At 69.1% G+C, this 16,739-nt stretch carries 15 protein-coding genes; 9 read left to right on the forward strand and 6 right to left on the reverse strand.

The genetic code is table 11. The annotated features are described in order from the left end of the window. Positions 1-19: 19 nt before the first annotated feature. On the reverse strand, positions 20-2,215 hold the full coding sequence (locus I3V78_RS18165) for a M3 family metallopeptidase (protein WP_204489735.1): 2,196 nt from the start codon (positions 2,213-2,215) through the stop codon (positions 20-22). 164 nt (positions 2,216-2,379) lie between these two features. Between I3V78_RS18165 and I3V78_RS18170 the strand changes: the two genes are divergently transcribed. Continuing rightward, the gene (locus I3V78_RS18170) at positions 2,380-3,204 is read left to right on the forward strand and encodes a hypothetical protein (RefSeq protein WP_204489736.1); all 825 of its coding nucleotides are present in this window, start codon (positions 2,380-2,382) and stop codon (positions 3,202-3,204) included. A gap of 15 nt (positions 3,205-3,219) precedes the next feature. Here the strand turns inward: I3V78_RS18170 and I3V78_RS18175 are convergent, their stop codons facing one another. Continuing rightward, positions 3,220-4,404, reverse strand: a complete 1,185-nt coding sequence (locus I3V78_RS18175) for an ARPP-2 domain-containing protein (RefSeq protein WP_204489737.1) — start codon at positions 4,402-4,404, stop codon at positions 3,220-3,222. Next, positions 4,401-5,828, reverse strand: a complete 1,428-nt coding sequence (locus I3V78_RS18180) for a hypothetical protein (RefSeq protein ID WP_204496691.1) — start codon at positions 5,826-5,828, stop codon at positions 4,401-4,403. Before I3V78_RS18180 ends, I3V78_RS18175 begins: the two co-directional genes overlap by 4 nt. Before the next feature lie 373 nt (positions 5,829-6,201). Here I3V78_RS18180 and I3V78_RS18185 point away from each other — a divergent pair, with 373 nt between their 5' ends. Beyond that, entirely contained in the window at positions 6,202-7,497 is a 1,296-nt protein-coding gene (locus tag I3V78_RS18185) for a Tox-REase-5 domain-containing protein (RefSeq protein WP_338023647.1), read from the forward strand. Between the two features lie 7 nt (positions 7,498-7,504). Beyond that, on the forward strand, positions 7,505-8,248 hold the full coding sequence (locus tag I3V78_RS40165; RefSeq protein ID WP_204489738.1) for an Imm52 family immunity protein: 744 nt from the start codon (positions 7,505-7,507) through the stop codon (positions 8,246-8,248). Positions 8,249-8,277: 29 nt separating this feature from the next. Here I3V78_RS40165 and I3V78_RS18195 read toward each other — a convergent pair whose 3' ends face one another. Beyond that, the gene (locus I3V78_RS18195; protein ID WP_204489739.1) at positions 8,278-8,865 is read right to left on the reverse strand and encodes a hypothetical protein; all 588 of its coding nucleotides are present in this window, start codon (positions 8,863-8,865) and stop codon (positions 8,278-8,280) included. Positions 8,866-9,551: 686 nt separating this feature from the next. Here I3V78_RS18195 and I3V78_RS18200 point away from each other — a divergent pair. After that, on the forward strand, positions 9,552-10,742 hold the full coding sequence (locus I3V78_RS18200) for a Tox-REase-5 domain-containing protein (protein ID WP_338023648.1): 1,191 nt from the start codon (positions 9,552-9,554) through the stop codon (positions 10,740-10,742). A gap of 14 nt (positions 10,743-10,756) precedes the next feature. Beyond that, positions 10,757-11,488: an Imm52 family immunity protein gene (locus I3V78_RS18205; RefSeq protein WP_204489740.1), complete on the forward strand. Its 732-nt coding sequence runs from the start codon at positions 10,757-10,759 to the stop codon at positions 11,486-11,488. A 13-nt stretch (positions 11,489-11,501) separates the two neighbouring features. Here I3V78_RS18205 and I3V78_RS18210 read toward each other — a convergent pair whose 3' ends face one another. Continuing rightward, entirely contained in the window at positions 11,502-12,452 is a 951-nt protein-coding gene (locus I3V78_RS18210) for a YihY/virulence factor BrkB family protein (protein WP_204489741.1), read from the reverse strand. A 159-nt stretch (positions 12,453-12,611) separates the two neighbouring features. Continuing rightward, positions 12,612-13,418 carry an MOSC domain-containing protein gene (locus tag I3V78_RS18215; RefSeq protein ID WP_204489742.1) on the reverse strand — a complete coding sequence of 269 codons (807 nt, stop codon included), beginning with the start codon at positions 13,416-13,418 and terminating at the stop codon, positions 12,612-12,614. 179 nt (positions 13,419-13,597) lie between these two features. Here I3V78_RS18215 and I3V78_RS18220 point away from each other — a divergent pair, with 179 nt between their 5' ends. Genes I3V78_RS18220 through cysD form a run of 4 tightly spaced genes read left to right on the forward strand, consistent with a single transcriptional unit; the run spans position 13,598 to position 16,738 of the window. Next, positions 13,598-14,383 (forward strand): phosphoadenylyl-sulfate reductase, encoded by a 786-nt coding sequence (locus I3V78_RS18220; protein WP_420840422.1) that lies wholly within the window; start codon positions 13,598-13,600, stop codon positions 14,381-14,383. Continuing rightward, positions 14,380-15,024, forward strand: coding sequence for a precorrin-2 dehydrogenase/sirohydrochlorin ferrochelatase family protein (locus tag I3V78_RS18225; protein WP_204489743.1), 645 nt, complete (start codon positions 14,380-14,382; stop codon positions 15,022-15,024). Before I3V78_RS18220 ends, I3V78_RS18225 begins: the two co-directional genes overlap by 4 nt. Then, entirely contained in the window at positions 15,021-15,818 is a 798-nt protein-coding gene (gene cobA, locus I3V78_RS18230) for a uroporphyrinogen-III C-methyltransferase (protein WP_204489744.1), read from the forward strand. The genes I3V78_RS18225 and cobA overlap by 4 nt, the downstream gene beginning before the upstream one ends. Further along, positions 15,815-16,738 (forward strand): sulfate adenylyltransferase subunit CysD, encoded by a 924-nt coding sequence (gene cysD, locus I3V78_RS18235; RefSeq protein WP_204489745.1) that lies wholly within the window; start codon positions 15,815-15,817, stop codon positions 16,736-16,738. The genes cobA and cysD overlap by 4 nt, the downstream gene beginning before the upstream one ends. The last annotated feature ends 1 nt before the right edge of the window (position 16,739 follow it).

The raw sequence follows: 16,739 nt of genomic DNA on the forward strand, positions 1-16,739 counted from the left end.
CCCGGTGGGCCGCGTGCCCTCAGTTCTTCTTCGTGCCCGGCACGGGGAAGCCGCGCTTGCGCATCAGCGCGTCGATGCCCGCGTCCTTGCCCCGGAAGGCGCGGTAGCCCTCGGCGGGGTCCACCGTGTTGCCCACCTGGAAGACGTGCGTCTTGAGCCGCCCGGCCACGCTCGTGTCATACGGGCCCTTGGCCTCGGTGAAGGCCTCGTAGGCGTCCGCCGTGAGCGTGTCCGCCCACAGGTAGCTGTAGTAGCCCGCCGAGTACCCGTCGCCCGCGAACACGTGCCCGAACTGCGGCGTGCGGTGCCGCATGACGATCTCCTTGGGCATGCCGAGCGCCTTCAACGTGTCGCGCTCGAACGCGTCCGGATCGATCTTCTGCGCTCCCGCCAGGTGCAGCTTCATGTCGATGAGCGCGCTGGACAGGTACTCCACCGTGCCGAAGCCCTGGTTGAACGTCGCCGCCTTCTCCAGCTTCTGGATGAGCGCGGCGGGGATGGGCTTGCCCGTCTGGGCGTGCAGGGCGTAGGTGTTGAGCACCTCGGGCGTGCTCAGCCAGTGCTCGAGCAGCTGCGAGGGGAACTCCACGTAGTCACGCACCACCGCCGTACCGGACAGCCCGGGGTAGTGCACCCGCGAGCTCAGCCCGTGCAGGGCGTGGCCGAACTCGTGGAACAGCGTCTGCGCGTCGCTCCAGCTGATGAGCACGGGCTCGCCGGGCTTGCCCTTCACGAAGTTGGAGTTGTTGGAGACGATCGTCGGCACCTCGCCCCGGAAGTTCTCCTGGGCCCGGTACGCGTTCATCCACGCCCCCGAGCGCTTGCCCGGGCGGGCGTACGGATCGAAGTACCACAGGCCCACGTGCGCGCCGCTCGCCTTGTCCTTCACCTGCCACACCCGCACGTCCGGGTGGAACACCGCCACGTCCGTCACCGGCGTGAAGGTGAAGCCGAACAGCTCCCCGGCCACCCAGAACATGCCCTCGCGCAGCTTCTCCAGCTGCAGGTAGGGCTTCACCTCGTTCTCGTCCAGGTCGTACTTCGCCTTGCGCACCTTCTCCGCGTAGTAGCGGTAGTCCCACGGCTCGATGGTGAGCTTCGCGCCCTTCGCGCTCTCCTTGTTGGCGATGGCCTGCATGTCGGCCACCTCCTCGCGCACGCGCGCCACCGCGGGCGTCCACACCGCCTCCATCAGGGTCAGGGCGCGCTCGGGCGTGCCCGCCATGCTGTTCTCCAGCCGCCAGTGGGCGTGCGTCGCGTAGCCCAGGAGCTTCGCCCGCTCGGCGCGCAGCTGGAGGATCTCCGTGATGATGGCGTTGTTGTCGTGCGCCCCGCCGTTGTCGCCGCGGTTCACGTAGTTGCGCCACACCTTCTCGCGCAGCTCGCGCCGCTTGGAGTAGGTGAGGAAGGGCTCCATGGACGAGCGCGTGTTGGTGACGGCCCACTTGCCGGCCTGGCCCCGGGCCTCGGCCGCCGCCGCGGCGCCCGCGCGCACCGACTCGGGCAGCCCGTCCAGCTCCGCCTCCGTGGTGAGCCACACCACCTGTCCCTCCTCGTCGGCGAGCACGTTCTGGCCGAACTGCGTGAAGAGCGAGGCCAGGCGCTGGTTGATGTCCACCAGGCGCTTCTTGGCCCCCGCGTCCAGCCGGGCCCCCGAGCGCACGAAGCGCGTGTAGTGGTGCCAGGCGAGCCGCTGCTGCTCGGGCGTCCGCTTCGCCTGGTCCGGCGACTGGTAGACGGCCTCGATGCGCCGGAAGAGCTTCTCGTTCTGGTAGATCTCATCCGACACGGCGGCGAAGCGCGGCGCCAGGGCGCGCTCGATGGGCTGGAACTCGGGCCCGTTGAGCGAGCTCGCCCAGATGCCGTAGAGCGTGCCCACGTTGTCGTAGGCGCGCCCCGCGTCCTCGAACGCCGCGAGCGTGTTCTCGAAGGTGGGCGGCTCCGGGTTGTCGGCGATCGCCGCCAGGTCGCGCCGGTACGCCTCGATGGACGCCTCCAGCGCGGCGGGGAACTCGTCGGCCCGGATGCGATCGAAGGGCGGCACCCCTCCGTGGGGACCGGTCCAGGGGGCCAGCAGGGGGGAGGGGGACGGCGTCGAGGTCGCGGTCATGTGCGGAGCGGGGTGAGGAGGGTCTCGGAGCTCCTGGGCGGTCGTCGCGCAGGCGGCGCAAGCGAGCACGGCGAGGCTCGCGCCAGTGAGGAACAGCGGTCGCATGGGGAAGGATGTCTCCTCGTCAGGGGTGGTCGGGAAGGCGCTAGCATGGCCGCTCGCCCGAGACTCGTCGCGGCCCCATTTTCACGCGGTGTGTCATGAGGGGTTGACGGGGCTGACGCGATGCGTTACCTCTGCGTGCAGCCAACCCAGGAGGCCCGACGACCATGGCGAAGAACAAGAACAAGCACCACGAGGCGACGACCCAGACCGCGCAGGAGACCGCGACCCCCGGCTGCCCGTACCACGAGGCCCAGAGCCCGGCGGTGGAGGCGGTGGAAGGTGCGGCCCAGAAGGCGGCGGAGACGGTAGGCGCGGCGGCCGAGCGCGTGGAGGCCGTGGCGCAGAAGGCCGCGGGCCAGGTGGCCGAGGCGGCCGAGCGCGTGGAGACCGCGGCGGAGACGACCGCGAGCAAGGTGGCCGAGAAGGTGGCCGAGGCGACCGGGCGCGTGGAGGCCGTGGCGGAGACGGCCGCGGGCAAGGTGGCCGAGAAGGTGGCCGAGGTGACGGCGCGCGCCGAGGCGGTGGCCGAGCGGGCGGCGGAGACGGTGGAGAGCGTGGCCCAGAAGGCGTCGGAGAAGGTGGCCGAGGCGGCCGAGGTGGCCAAGGCCGAGGCGGCCAAGGCCGAGACCGTGGTGAGCGAGACGGCGGGCCAGGTGGCCACCTTCGTGAAGGGTCGGCTGGAGCAGGCCCAGCGGCAGATCATCCTCCTCGAGGAGGAGGCGCAGAAGACGCTCACCACGTGGGTGTCGCGCGGCCGCGAGCTGCCCGCCGTGCAGACCCTGCGGGAGCGGGCCACCTCGGCGGGCGGTGAGGTCCGCCTGCGCCTGACGGACCTGCGCGGCCGTATGGTGAAGGTGGTGGGCGGCGTGGCGAGCCAGTCCCAGGTGGACGCGCTCAACCGCGAGCTGGACCGCATCTCCAGCAAGCTGGATGCGTTCGTGGCCTCGCCCAAGGCGACCGCCTCCGAGCAGCAGACGCCCAAGGCCTGAGCCCGACGCCGGGCGTCAGCGCGAGGACTTGCGCTGACGCCTCGCCGCGTCGAGCACGTGCGGCCGGAGCAGGTGGCCAAAGCCCGCGTTCTCCAGCCGCAGCGCCAACTCCTCGCGTGTCGTCTTCAGCCGGGCCGCCGTGCGCTCCAGCTCCCAGTCACCCGCTGAGAGCTGTTGCAGCAGGTACGCCCGCTTCGTCTGCGCCGAGGACAGCCGGTACGTCTTGAGGTACTCGAGCGTGCCGTCGTCGCGCTGGATGCACTCGCCCAGGTGGTTCTCCTCGGAGGGCCGCAGCGAGGTGATGAAGCGCCGCAATTGGAAGGGCCCGGCCTGGTAGACGGTGCGCGCGTGGACCTCCGCGCCCCAGAGCCCGCCCGCCATGAAGCCCTGGAAGTCGGCCCAGTGCTCGCGCATGCGGGTGATGGCGGCCCGCAGCTCCGGCACCGAGCCAATCTCTTGCTCGTCCACGTCCAGGCCCAGCGGGGGCACCTGGCCGAGGTAGCCGTACTGGAGCATCAGCTCCCCGTAGAAGTCCTCCACCAGGGCGCGGTGCAGCCGCCGGTAGTCGTCCGGGTGGGACACGAGCGTGACGGACAACAGCAGGTCCGCCTGGAAGATGAGCACGCCCACCTGCCGCGCGTGCAGCTCGAAGATGCGCAGGGCCTCGGCGAAGGCGGGCAGGGCGCCGCCCGGGACCGAGCCCTCGATGCGCGGCGCGAGGCCGTGGCGCAGCGCGTCCTGGGAGTACTCGCGCCAGGCGATGTCCGGCCCCCCGAAGTGCAGGGACAGGAAGCCCTCCATGGCCAGGTGCAGGGGCAGGAGGCGCAGGCGGTTCTTGTCCTCCCGGCGCGCCATGCGGTGCAGCAGCCGCACGGTGAACGGCCCCCGGCGGGCGAGCACCGAGCCCTCGGGCGCGTCCAGTTGCGTGCCGAGCGTCACCGCCGCGCCCCGATCGTCCCAGTCCATCACCAGGCCATGGGGCACGTAGGAGATGTAGTGCGGGCCCCGCCCGGACGCGGGCCGGCCGTCCACGCGCACCACGGACAGGGCGTCGTCGTAGGCGCGTCGGTGGAAGCGCAGGTCCTCGCGCACGGTGTCGCGCAGGATGGGGACCAGCCGCAGGGTGCCCCAGACCTGCGAGGGCGCGAGCCGCAGGCCCGTGGGCAGGAGCCGCAGCACATGCGCGTCGGACGGCTTCACGGCGTGCCCTCCAGCAGGCGCCGCACCCGCGCGGCGAGGTAGGTCTCGAGCTCCGCCAGGGGCACGGCGCCCTCCGCGAAGCGCGCGAAGCCGAGCACCGTGGGCAGGTCCTCCGCGTCGCGCACGCCCACGGTGGGCACCCGGGCGCCGAGCGTCCGGGGCGCGAGGTGCTCGGAGGCGAACACGGGGTTGGTGTGGATGATCGTGGTGCGGCGCGCGGGGTCCAGCTTCGTGCGGAACACGCGTGTCACCTCGGCCACGGCGTTGGGCGGATCATTGTCATAGCCATCGGACACCACGACGACGAGGTCCGGCATCCACTCCAGGGCATCGAGCAGGGGCGTGGCCAGGTCGGTCTGCCCGCGCGCGTGCACCAGCAGGGGCTCCTCGGGCGGAGACGTCCAGAAGGCCCGGTACTCGCGGGCCGAGGCGGCGAGCAGGTAGTGCGCTCCGAGCGCCACGCCCAGGGGCCGACGATGCTTCTCGGCGGAGCCCGAGGACGAGTAGCTGTTGTCGAGCACCGCCGCCACCCGGCCCAGGGACACGGAGGCCCGGCGCAGGGTGCGCGCGGCGGCCCGCTCCAGCGCGGCGTGCAGCTCGTCGCGCCGCGCCCGCCGGGTCTCCCCGTCGAGCGAGAGCACGTAGAGCGCCAGCTTGGTGAGCGGCGCCTGGCCGAGGTCGATGGCGAGGTGCTCCTCGGCGCGCGTGGCCGCGTCCTGTAAGCGCAGCCGCTCGCCCGCGGTCAGCCGCGGCTCGATGCGGCGCAGGAACTCCTCGCGGGGAATCCGCAGCGTGTGGGCGAGCCCCTCGGCGACGGTGAAGGGCAGCTCGAAGACGGCGCGCTGATCGAAGTGGGCCCGGCGGAAGGTTTCCAGAAGAGGCGTGGTGAACACGCGCTTCTTCCAGCCATGGAAGAGAAAGGGATTGAGCTCGCCGGGCAGCTTCAGGTGGGCGTGGGCCACGGTGGCGCGCAGCTTGGCGCGATACTTGATGGCATCGAACTCCAGCCCCGAGCGGCCCGCCAGGAATTGCCGGACGATGGCGCGCGTGCGGCGGTTGTTCACGCGGCGCTCGCGCAGGGTCTCCAGGACGCGGAAGGCGCGCTGGGGGGGGAGGGCGCGCAGGGTGGCGGCGATGAGCGCGCCCTCCTCGCGCCGATCCTCGGCGGGTGTCTGCTTTCCGGTGGCCAGCAGGTTGAGGACGATCTGCGCCTGGTTGAAATGGTTGATGCCCGCGGCGAGCGTGCGCGCGTAGAGGCGGCGGTAGTTGCCGAGGATGTAGGCGTGCAGGAAGTCGATGGAGACGGATTGGCCGCGCGCGTCGTTGTAGAACTCGCGCTGGCCGGTACACGAGAAGCAGGCGTTGATGAACATCACCAGGTCTTCCCGGGCGACCTGCTCCGCGCGCGACACCGCCCCATCCATGTCCATGCACCTCACGAGAGGAGAAGCGCCGCTCGGGGAAGGCGGACACGACCAGCTAGTCAAGCTCCAAAGGCTCGGTTCGGAAGTCGCATCACAGTCCCGCGAGCGGCACCGCTCACCGTAGCAGGACGCGGGAGCCTGTTCGGTCCTGACAAGGGCGTTCCTCGAAACGAGGCGAAGCGTGTTCATCCGATCCATTCGAATCCCGTGGGCACTGCTCGGGGTCCTGCTGCTGAGCGGGTGCGCCACGGTCAAGATGGGCGAGAGTCTGACGCGTGGAGGGAGTCCGCCCGCTCGTTCCGCCGGGCGCGGTGATGTCGGACCGCCGAGCGGGGCCGTCGCGGACTGGGACGGTGAGGATGTCTTCCAGCGTGTGCAGGAGGCGGGTGGACTCGAGGCGGAAGCCCGGCACCTGGCGGGCGCGACCCTGTCGCCCGCACAGGCGAAAGGCGTGCTGGCGCAACTGGTCCGAACCCCCGTGACGCGGAAGAGCTTCGCTCCGCGCCGGGTGTTGTCCTGGCTGTTGAGCGAGGTGGGGGCCGGCGGTGAGCGCGTGGAGTACAGCGACCTGGTCTGGCGCGCCGAGCGCTTCGGGCCGCTGGTGGTGGTTCGGCCCGATGGCTACCTGGTGACGGCACTCACGGGCACGCCTGTACAGCGTTTGGGCTCCTTGCGCCTGGTGGAGCGCGAGTGGCGCGTGGGCCAGCTGGTGGTGGGCGAGTTCTACTTCTCGCGCGGTGGTGTCTTCTTCCCGGTGACCCGCGCCCTGCGCCGCGGGGACGGGCCGCCGCTGGGCGAACTGGGCCTGGGCCGAGACTGGCTCACCGCCGCGCTCGATGGGGCGGGGGAGGCGCTGGGGGAGATGACGGTGGCCTTGGGCCAATCCGTGCTCCATCCCATCCGCACCCTGGAAGACCTGGCGCAGTTGCCCACCGCCTTGGCAGTACTCATCGCCTCCTCGCCCGAGTACTTCGCGCGCTACGGCGGCATGTCCCGGGAGGACCAGATTCGCGAGGCGGCGCGCCTGTCCACGCACGTGGTGCTGCTGTTCGGAGGGGCCGAGGCCACGATGGGCCGCCTGGGCGGATGGGGGGCCGGCGTGACGCTCACGGCCAGGGGCGAATTGGTTTGGGCGGAAGGCCTGGCGGTGCAAGGGGCGACCGGCGCCGTGGGCCTGCCCTCCGTGCTCCACATGGCGGGGCGTGGACGAGGACACGCGGACGGAAGCGGTAGTCCGGGGGATGGGACGCCGGGCGAGAGCGCTCCGGCGAAGGTGCCCGGCAAATGGACGTACAAGAAACCCACGACCCGCTCGAGGGACTCGCTGGAATACCAGGAGCAGGTGACGGGACGGCCCGCGTGGTGGGTCTACATGGTGGGGGAGGTGGAGTTCGATGGCCTCCTGGGCGCGGAGCTCTTGGAAGCCAAGGGCCCGGGCTACTGCGCCTTCTTCAACGCGGACGGGACGCCCAAGTACTGGTACACGAACTCCGGCAAGTTCAAGGAGATGATGGACCAGGCACGCGCTCAGTCCGAGACCGCGAGACGCATCGGCCTTCCGCTGACGTGGTATGTCGCGGATGCCAAGGTCGCGGAGTTTCTCCGCCTGGAATTCAAGAGGCGTGGATTGTCCAACACCACCGTTCGTCATGCTCCGCCCACCCGATAACACACCCATGCTCGAGGATTATTACCTGGGGGCCTACTGGGGTCCTCGCGAGGAGAGCGCGCTGGACTGTGCGCGCCGCGCGGAAGCCTTCCTTCAAACGCTGGCGCGATGTGACCCGTTCTTGTCGCGGTGGTACTTCGGGGGACGCGGTGTTCCACGCGGTCTGCCAGGCCACCCCGTCGACCTGGATGTGAAGGCATTGGAGGAACTGTTTCTGAAGAGCAGGATCCGCGGCGATGCCAGCCATGCGGTCATTGAACGGCTGGGCTTTGGCCAGATTCTCTGGAATGCAAAGAAGGATGCCTCCTTCCTTCATCTGACGTGTGGAGGGTACTCCCCTTGGGGAAGCCCGAATTCCTGTCTGCTCAAGCCGACACGCGCGAGCCCCTTCCGCGAGCGGCTCCTGACGGCGCCCGTGCCCGCCGACATCCTCACCACCATGGTGACGGCGTGGGACCCAGACTTCGCCATGGCCAGCTCCTCGGAGCTGGTGGAGCAATTGGAGAAGTCAGACTTCGAGGTCCGGGTGGGCTGGCTGACCTACCTGTCTCGCCGACTGGGACGCCTGCCGCCCCTGCCCGCGCCCGTGCGCATCGAGCCGGTGGGTGAGTCGGGCTGGCTGCTCGTGCTCTCGCCCGAGCCCCTGACCGCCAGCAATCCCGAGCATGTCGCCTTGTGCGCGCGGGTGCGCGAACTCCTGGACCGAGCGGGCCTCATCCGTCGTCCAACCCCAGCGCCTGCTAACGGGTGATGCCGAATTCGTGCGGGAAGGGGACGTGATCAACCCATCTTTCCGCCAAGTGCTCGTAGCATCAACGCCACATCCGCGAGTGCTACTTTGAATCGTTCCAGTTGCTCCGGGTCTCGCTCAAGGTCCTCGATCAAACGCCGCTCATTGTAGGCTTTGCGCAAAAGATATGCGGCAATCTGTGCCTCCCGAACATAATTTTCAGGATAGGGTGGCTCTTTGTATTCAGATTCTGGGGCTGGCTTTTTGCTTTTTTCTGGCTCGTGTTCAGACGCAGGCGCTATGGCAGTCACGCGAGTGACGCTTGTGATGATGTCTTTGTCTTGTTCTTCACTGACTTCAACAATGCGGGACGTTGCAATGGTTCCAATCTCTAGGCTCTTGCCAATCCACATTGAAGGAGGAAGAGAAAAGAGAGAGCGCCCATCAATCCTGGGGTCTGAATCTCTTACATCGATTTTCCCGCCCAGATTCTTTGACTCACCACGCATGACAGCGAATTTGCGTCCCTCGTGTTCATGAAGTCCGACCGTATAAATACTTGTCTTCGTGCGGACTCGATACACTTCCCAGGAGTTGAGTCTACTCATCCTTGCATATCTGGTCACGTCATCGGACATGGGCTTCCCCCTTTTCTTCTGGTACCGCTGGGTAGATTACTATCATCCTCGAGGTAGATCCAAATCGGTTGTAACAACAGGACATGAACGCTCCCCTTGCTCTGGCGAATCCCTGTGGTTTCAAGGGATTACGATCCAGTTGAACCGAGGAAATCCTCAAGCGTTACGTGCACTCGCGAAAATGAGGGCATGATACCCCAAGCAGGGGCTGTCGGTCTTGATGCGTACTCGCGAACCGGAGAGCAAATATGTCACTTCGATGCGTGTTTATGGCCCGGCTGTTTGGTGCCTTTGGTCATTTCTCTGAAAATGCGCGCCTTGAGGTGGATGTCGTCTCCTTTGCCCGAATGGATTTTCTTTCAATTCGGAGTCTTGTCGCGTCCATCTTGCTCCTGTTGATGGCTGTTCCCTTTGTGGGTTGTTCCATGCGACTCTCAAAAGAGAGGCTGACGAATGGTCTTCACACGGAAGGCACTTCGTTGCTTCATGGGGCGGCGTCTTCACGGCTGGGTGTCACCTCTAGGTTTGAGATAAGCAGCACAGGCGGTTGGCCGGAAACAACAGCGGATGTCTTGCAGCGAGTCCAGGATGCGTGCGGCCTGGATGTGGAGACACGCCACCTGGTTGGCGCGGCCCTGTCACCCGGGCAGGCAAGAAACCTGCTGGCTCAACTGGTGCGGACACCCGTGACGCAGAAGAGCTTCGCTCCACGCCGGGTGTTGTCGTGGCTGTTGAGCGAGGTGGGGGCCGGAGGCGAGCGTGTGGAGTACGTCGACCTGGTATGGCGCGCCGAGCGCTTCGGGCCGCTGGTGGTGGTTCGGCCCGATGGCTACCTGGTGACGGCACTCACGGGCACGCCTGTACAGCGTTTGGGCTCCTTGCGCCTGGTAGAGCGCGAGTGGCGCGTGGGCCAGCTGGTGGTGGGCGAGTTCTACTTCTCGCGCGGTGGTGTCTTCTTCCCGGTGACCCGCGCCCTGCGCCGCGGGGACGGGCCGCCGCTGGGCGAACTGGGCCTGGGCCGAGACTGGCTCACCGCCGCGCTCGATGGGGCGGGGGAGGCGCTGGGGGAGATGACGGTGGCCTTGGGCCAATCCGTGCTCCATCCCATCCGCACCCTGGACGACCTGACACAACTGCCCGTCGCCGTGGCACTGCTCCTTTCCTCCTCGCCCGAGTACTTCGCGCGCTATGGCGGCATGTCCCGGGAGGACCAGATTCGCGAAGCGGCGCGCCTGTCCACACACGTGCTGCTGTTGTTCGGAGGGGCCGAGGCCACGTGGGGCCGCCTGGGCGGATGGGGGGCCGGCATGACGCTCACGGCCAGGGGCGAGTTGATTTTGGCGGAGGGCGTGGCGATGCAAGGGGCGACTGGAGCCGTGGGCCTGCCCTCCGTGCTCCACATGGCGGTGCGTGGACGAGGACACGTGGGCGGAAGCGGAAGTCCGGGGGAGGGGACGCCGGGTGAGAGCGCTCCAGCGAAGGTGCCCGGCAAATGGACGTACAAGAAACCCACGACCCGCTCGAAGGACTCGCTGGACTACCAGGAGCAGGTGACGGGACGGCCCGCGTGGTGGGTCTACATGGTGGGGGAGGTGGAGTTCGATGGTCTCCTGGGCGCGGAGCTCTTGGAAGCCAAGGGCCCGGGCTACTGCGCCTTCTTCAACGCGGACGGGACGCCCAAGTACTGGTACAAGAATTCTGGCAAGTTCGACGAGATGATGGAGCAAGCTCGGAAACAAGCACGTATGGCCGAACAACTGAGACTACAGCTGACGTGGCACGTCGCCGATGCCAAGGTCGTGGAATTCCTTCGTCGAGAGTTCAAGAGCGAAGGATGGCTCCACGTCACCGTCCGCCATACAACCCCAACACGGTAGACCAGAGAGCCCTCATGCAAGAGCATTACTACGTGGGCTCCTACTGGGGCCCGCGTCAGGAAACAGCGCTTGAATGTGCCCGGCGCGCGGAACTCTTCTTCAAGAGGCTCGCGCGGTGTGATGCCTCCTTCGCCCAGTGGTACCGCGCGGGGCGGGGGTTCCCTCGCGACTTGCCGGGCCATCTCATCCCTCCCGAAATGGATGCACTGGCGCGGCTCTTTTCGGAGAAAAGCCTTCGCACCGACGGTGACAAGACCGTGATGGAGGACATGGGCTTTCGTTTGATGGCGTGGAATGCGAAGCAGGACGCCACGGACATCAGTCTGACGTGTGGCAAGTCCTCTCCATGGGGCGGTCCCAACTCCTGTCTGCTCAAGCCGACACGGGCGAGTCCTCTCCGGGAGCGGCTCCTGACGGCGCCCGTGCCCGCCGACATCCTCACCAGCATGGTCACGGCGTGGGACCCGGACTTCGCCATGGCCAGCTCCTCGGAGATGGTGGAGCAGTTGGAGACGTCAGACTTCGAGGTTCGGGTCGGCTGGCTGACCTACCTGTCGCGCCGGCTGGGACGCCTGCCGCCCCTGCCCGCGCCCGTGCGCATCGAGCCGGTGGGCGAGTCGGGTTGGCTGCTCGTGCTCTCGTCCGAGCCCCTGACGGCCAACAATCCCGAGCATGTCGCCTTGTGCATGCGGGTGCGCGAACTCCTGGACCGCGCGGGCCTCATCCGTCGGCCCGCGGGTCCATGAACGGACAAGCCCGCTACCGGCCCGCCTCCACCGGCCGGTGCGGAGGAATGCCCAGACCCTTCTTCGGGTCCCGCGGCGGCGGCACCTGTTGTGCTTGTCCTTCGGGCGAGCGGCTGCCATGGCGCCGCGCGTACACCTGGGTGAACTCCGCGCCCAGGAAGAGGATCTGCGCCGAGTAGTACACCCAGAGCAGCACCACCGCGAGCGAGCCCGCCGCGCCATAGCTGGACGCCACCGCGCTGCGGCCCAGGTACAGCCCGATGCCGAACTTGCCCAGGCCGAACAGGAGCGACGTCACCGCCGCGCCCAGCCACACATCCTTCCAGGTCACGTGCGTGTCGGGGAGGATTTTGTACATCATCGCGAACAGCACGGTGATGACGCCAAACGAGACGAGCAGGTTCACGCCCTGCCACGCCACCGTCCAGCCCGGCAACAGGTGATCGAACCAGGCGCCCAGCGCCGCCAGCACGGCGCTCACCACCAGCGACACCAGCAGGAGGAAGCCAATCACCAGCACCATCGCGAACGACAGCAGGCGCATGCGCAGGAAGTTGGTGACACCGCTGCGCTCCTTGTCGGGCTGCACCCCCCAGATGTGGTTGAGCGCGTCCTGCAACTGCACGAACACGCCCGTGGCGCCGAACACCAGCGCGATGAGGCCCAGCGCCGTCGCGAAGATGCCCGTGCTGGGCTTGCGCGCGCTAATCATCATCTGCCCGATGATGTCCGCGCCGCTCTGGCCCACCAGGTCCTGCAACTGCGCCTGCATCTGTCCCCGGGCCGCCTCCTCGCCGAACACCATGCCCGCCACGCTCACCGCGATGACCAGCACCGGGGCGATGGAGAAGATGGTGTAGTAGGACAGCGCCGCGGCGAACGTCGGGATGTTGTGGTCACTCCAGTCCGACACCGCCCGCTTCATGAGTTGGACGGTGTTGCGGCCACGCTGCGCGATCGACATGGGGGCTCCTGTCCCTGGCGGGCCTGTCCGCGAGGCGGACGACTCCGCGTTGTTCCGGACATCTCCCCCAGGCGAGAAGCACGTGCCATGCCAGGGCCGGGCCCCGAGGGGGCGACACGCACCGGGCGCCGCCCCGGCCGCGCGCACCCCGTCATTCTTTCAGCCTTCCTCGAGCACCTCGACGGCGTCGCCCACCCGGAGGGTGCCCTCGCCGCGGGGCAGGACGTTCTGCCCGAAGAGCACCTTGTTGCCCCGCTTGCGGTACGTGGCGAGCGTGCGCAGCGGCTCCTGGTGGGGATGAGGCCGCGCCGTCTCGGGGTCCACGGTGATGAGCACGCAGCGGGCGCAGGGCTTGCGCAGGGCGAACTCCACGCCGCCAATGCGCACGCGCTTCCAGCGGTCCTCGGCGAAGGGCTCGCAGCCCGTCACCACCAGGTTGGGCCGGAAGTGCGCCATGCCCACGGGCGTGTCCAGGCGCGTGTTGAGCTCGGCGAGCGAGGCCTCGGTGGTGAGCAGCAGGGGATAGGCGTCGGCGAAGCCCACCTCGTCTCCGGGGTCCGCGTAGGGCCGCTCCACCGGGCGCCGCATGCGCGCGTCCACGTGCACCAGCCGCAGCGGCTCGCCCAGGAAGTCCGACAGCCACCGGTCCGCCTCCAGCCCGGCGCGCGCCGCCGAGCAGGTGTCCCCCCAGACGGTGACGTCCTGGCGCTCGGTGTCCTCGGCGGGCCGGGGCACCTCCAGCGGCGCCAGGCCCGGGGCGGACAGGCGCAGGCCCCCGGGCGTGGGCACCGCGTGGAGGCGCAAGAGCGCGGGCTGCTCGCGCCCCGTCAGGAAGGTGCCGTCCGGGCGCACCGCCATCCAGCGGCGGTCATGCGCGAGCCCCCGCGGCTCCACGGTGGCGTGCTCGAGCGGAAGGCCCGCGCAGGACTTGAGGGGGTAGATGGCGAGGGCGGAGAGGGTGGGCATGGGAGAGGGGCCGAACTCGTCCGGGAGGGGGCCGAGCACCACGCGCGGCGCCTCGGGGGGCGGGAGAAGACGGGGAGGGCGTCGTATCATCGGCGCGCTTCCGGGATGGAGCCCTCCCGCACGCCGCCCGCCCACCCGTGAGCAGGCGGGCGGGCATCCGTGATATTAGCGGTTCGTCCATGTTGACGGACGGCCCTGCCCGGCGCTACTACCAGCCAGCCATGTCGATCGCCCCCGTTGCCGCTGCTTTCGCTTTGTCCTCCGACGAACTCCAGGCCGTCGCGGGCGCGCTGCGGGAAGCCCCCGCGGAGGAGATCCTCGCCTGGGTGGAGCGGCGGTTCGGCGCCCGCGCGGCCATCGCCTCGAGCTTCGGCGCCGAGGACATGGTGCTCATCGACCTGGCGCGCCGGCACGCCCCGAGCGTGCGCCTGTTCACGCTGGACACGGGACGCCTGCCGCCGGAGACGTACGAGGTGATGGACGTGGTGCGCCGGCGCTACGGGCTGGAAGTCGAGACGTTCTTCCCGGAGCGCGCGCGGGTGGAGGCGCTGGAGTCCACCCAGGGCTACTTCTCCTTCAAGGAGAGCATCGCGGAGCGCAAGGCCTGCTGTGCCCTGCGCAAGGTGGAGCCCCTGGGCCGGGCGCTCGCGGGCCGCGAGGCGTGGCTCACGGGGATGCGGCGCGACCAGTCCGTCACCCGCACGGAGGTGGGGGCGGTGGAGGTCGACGCGGCCCATGGGCTGATCAAGGTCAATCCGCTCGTGCGCTGGGGGAGCCGGGACGTCTGGGCCTACATCCAGGCGAACGGCGTGCCCTACAACACGCTGCACGATCGCGGCTACCCGTCCATTGGCTGCGCGCCCTGCACGCGCGCGGTGAAGCCGTATGAAGACGAGCGCGCGGGACGCTGGTGGTGGGAGTCCCCGGACAACAAGGAATGTGGCCTGCACGTGAAGCGGCCATGAGCACTCCGGTCGACTTTCCCGTGTGTCTGCGGTTGGAAGGCAAACGGGTCCTGCTGGTGGGGGCGGGGAAGATCGCCGACGAGCGCGGGCAGCAGCTCGTGGACGCGGGGGCGCGGGTCCGGCTGGTGGCGCCCGAGGTGAGCCCGCGGCTGCGCCAGCTCGCGGACGCGGGGCGTCTGGAATTGCGCGAGCGCCGCTGGAGCCCCGAGGACCTGGACGCGCAGCACCTGGTGTTCGTGGCCACGGATGACACCGAGGTGAGCCACCGGGTGGCGGCCGAGGCGCGCGCCCGGGGCCTGTGGGTGAACACGGCGGACGTGCCGGACCTGTGTGACTTCACGCTGCCCTCGGTGGGGCGGCGCGGGCCGCTCGTGGTGGCGGTGTCCAGCTCGGGGCAGGCGCCCGCGCTGGCGCGGCTCCTGCGCGAGCGGTTCGTGGCGCAGGTGGAGCCGGGGCACGTGCAGCTGGCGCGCCTGAGCGGGTGGCTGCGCAAGCGCCTGCCCCGAGGGGCCGCGCGGATGCGGCTGCTCAAGCAGTTGGTGGAGGGCGAGGCGGGGGTGTTGTGGCTGCGCGGTGAGCGCCGGGCCGCGTGGGCCCAGGTGCGCGCCGCGATCGCGGAGCATTGGGGAGAGACGACATGAGCGAGCCCTCGCAGGGCACGGTGTATCTGGTGGGGGCGGGGCCGGGAGATCCGGGCCTGCTCACGCTGCGCGCGGCCCGGCTGCTCGCGGGCGCGGACACGGTGGTGTACGACCGGCTCATCCACCCCGAGGTCCTGTCGCATGCCCGGCCCCGGGCGCGGCTCTTGTTCGTGGGCAAGGAGGGGGGCGGCGAGTCGGTGGCGCAGGAGGAGATCCACGCGCTGCTCATCGCCCAGGCCCGGCTGGGTCGCTCGGTGGTGCGGCTGAAAGGGGGAGACCCCTTCGTCTTCGGCCGCGGCGGCGAGGAGGCCCTGGCCCTGGAGGCGGCGGGCATTCCCTACGAGGTGGTCCCTGGGGTGTCCAGCGGCGTGGCCGCGCCGGCCGCCGCGGGCATCCCCGTCACGCACCGGGGGGTGTCCGGCTCGGTGACGTTCGCCACCGCGCACCGCACCGGACCCGCGCCGGACTGGGCGCACCTGGCCGGGGCGGAGACGCTGGTGTTGTTCATGGCCAGTGGCCGCCTGGAGTCCGTGACGCACGCGCTCATGGCGGCGGGGCGTCCGGCCACCCAGCCCGCGGCGATCGTCGAGGCGGGCACGTGGGCGCACCAGCGGGTCATCGAGGCGACGCTCGCGGACATCGCCGTGCGCGCGCGGCAGGAGGCGGTGGGCTCGCCGGCGCTCCTGGTGGTGGGCGAGGTCGTCGCCCTGCGGGCCCAACTGCCCACGCTCGCCCGGGACGCGGCCCGGAGCGAGCCGGCTGAAACGATTTCTCGAGGTGGAAGCGGGTCATGAGTCAATCCCTGTCATTGGCGGCACGGCACTCGCACCTGTCGGTGCTCGAGGCCGAAAGCATTCACATCCTCCGGGAGACGGCGGCCGAGTTCGCCAACCCGGTGATGCTCTACAGCATCGGCAAGGACTCGCAGGTGCTCTTGCACCTGGCGCGCAAGGCCTTCCATCCCGCGCCCCTGCCGTTTCCCCTGCTGCACGTGGACACCACGTGGAAGTTCCGGGAGATGTATGCCTTCCGTGACGCCTTCACGGCGCGCCACAACATCCGCCTGCTCGTGCACCAGAACAAGAAGGCGCTCGCCGAGGGCATCAACCCCTTCGACCATGGCAGCCAGAAGTACACCCACGCCATGAAGACGCAGTCGCTCCTGGAGGCGCTCGCGCTGCATGGCTTCGACGCGGCCTTCGGCGGCGCGCGCCGGGACGAGGAGAAGTCCCGGGCCAAGGAGCGGGTGTATTCCTTCCGCGACCGCCACGGCCAGTGGGAGCCGCGCCGGCAACGGCCGGAGCTGTGGAGCCTCTACAACGGCCGCATCGACGCGGGCGAGAGCATGCGCGTCTTCCCCCTGTCCAACTGGACGGAGCTGGACGTGTGGCACTACATCCTCAAGGAGAACATCCCCGTGGTGCCGCTGTACTTCGCGGCCGAGCGCCCGGTGGTGAGCCGCAATGGCCAGTGGATCATGGTGGATGACGCGCGCATGCGCCTGCGTCCCGGCGAAGCGCCGGTGAACAAGCGCGTGCGCTTTCGCACCCTGGGCTGCTACCCGCTCAGCGGCGCCGTGGAGTCCTCGGCCACCTCGGTCGAGGACATCATCACCGAGATGACCGAGTCGCGCGTGTCCGAGCGGCAGGGCCGGCTCATCGATCACGACGAGGAAGGCTCGATGGAGCTCAAGAAGCGCGAGGGGTACTTCTAAG

Source organism: Archangium primigenium, assembly GCF_016904885.1.
Taxonomy (GTDB): domain Bacteria; phylum Myxococcota; class Myxococcia; order Myxococcales; family Myxococcaceae; genus Cystobacter; species Cystobacter primigenius.

Bases quoted from the DNA above. Each gene is read 5' to 3' on its own strand.
- I3V78_RS18210 (WP_204489741.1), bottom strand. From the start codon at position 12,452: ATGTCGATCGCGCAGCGTGGCCGCAACACCGTCCAACTCATGAAGCGG.
- I3V78_RS40165 (WP_204489738.1), top strand. From the start codon at position 7,505: ATGCTCGAGGATTATTACCTGGGGGCCTACTGGGGTCCTCGCGAGGAG.
- I3V78_RS18220 (WP_420840422.1), top strand. From the start codon at position 13,598: ATGTTGACGGACGGCCCTGCCCGGCGCTACTACCAGCCAGCCATGTCG.
- I3V78_RS18215 (WP_204489742.1), bottom strand. From the start codon at position 13,418: ATGCCCACCCTCTCCGCCCTCGCCATCTACCCCCTCAAGTCCTGCGCG.
- I3V78_RS18165 (WP_204489735.1), bottom strand. From the start codon at position 2,215: ATGCGACCGCTGTTCCTCACTGGCGCGAGCCTCGCCGTGCTCGCTTGC.
- I3V78_RS18225 (WP_204489743.1), top strand. From the start codon at position 14,380: ATGAGCACTCCGGTCGACTTTCCCGTGTGTCTGCGGTTGGAAGGCAAA.
- I3V78_RS18205 (WP_204489740.1), top strand. From the start codon at position 10,757: ATGCAAGAGCATTACTACGTGGGCTCCTACTGGGGCCCGCGTCAGGAA.
- cobA (WP_204489744.1), top strand. From the start codon at position 15,021: ATGAGCGAGCCCTCGCAGGGCACGGTGTATCTGGTGGGGGCGGGGCCG.
- I3V78_RS18170 (WP_204489736.1), top strand. From the start codon at position 2,380: ATGGCGAAGAACAAGAACAAGCACCACGAGGCGACGACCCAGACCGCG.
- cysD (WP_204489745.1), top strand. From the start codon at position 15,815: ATGAGTCAATCCCTGTCATTGGCGGCACGGCACTCGCACCTGTCGGTG.
- I3V78_RS18195 (WP_204489739.1), bottom strand. From the start codon at position 8,865: ATGTCCGATGACGTGACCAGATATGCAAGGATGAGTAGACTCAACTCC.
- I3V78_RS18180 (WP_204496691.1), bottom strand. From the start codon at position 5,828: ATGGATGGGGCGGTGTCGCGCGCGGAGCAGGTCGCCCGGGAAGACCTG.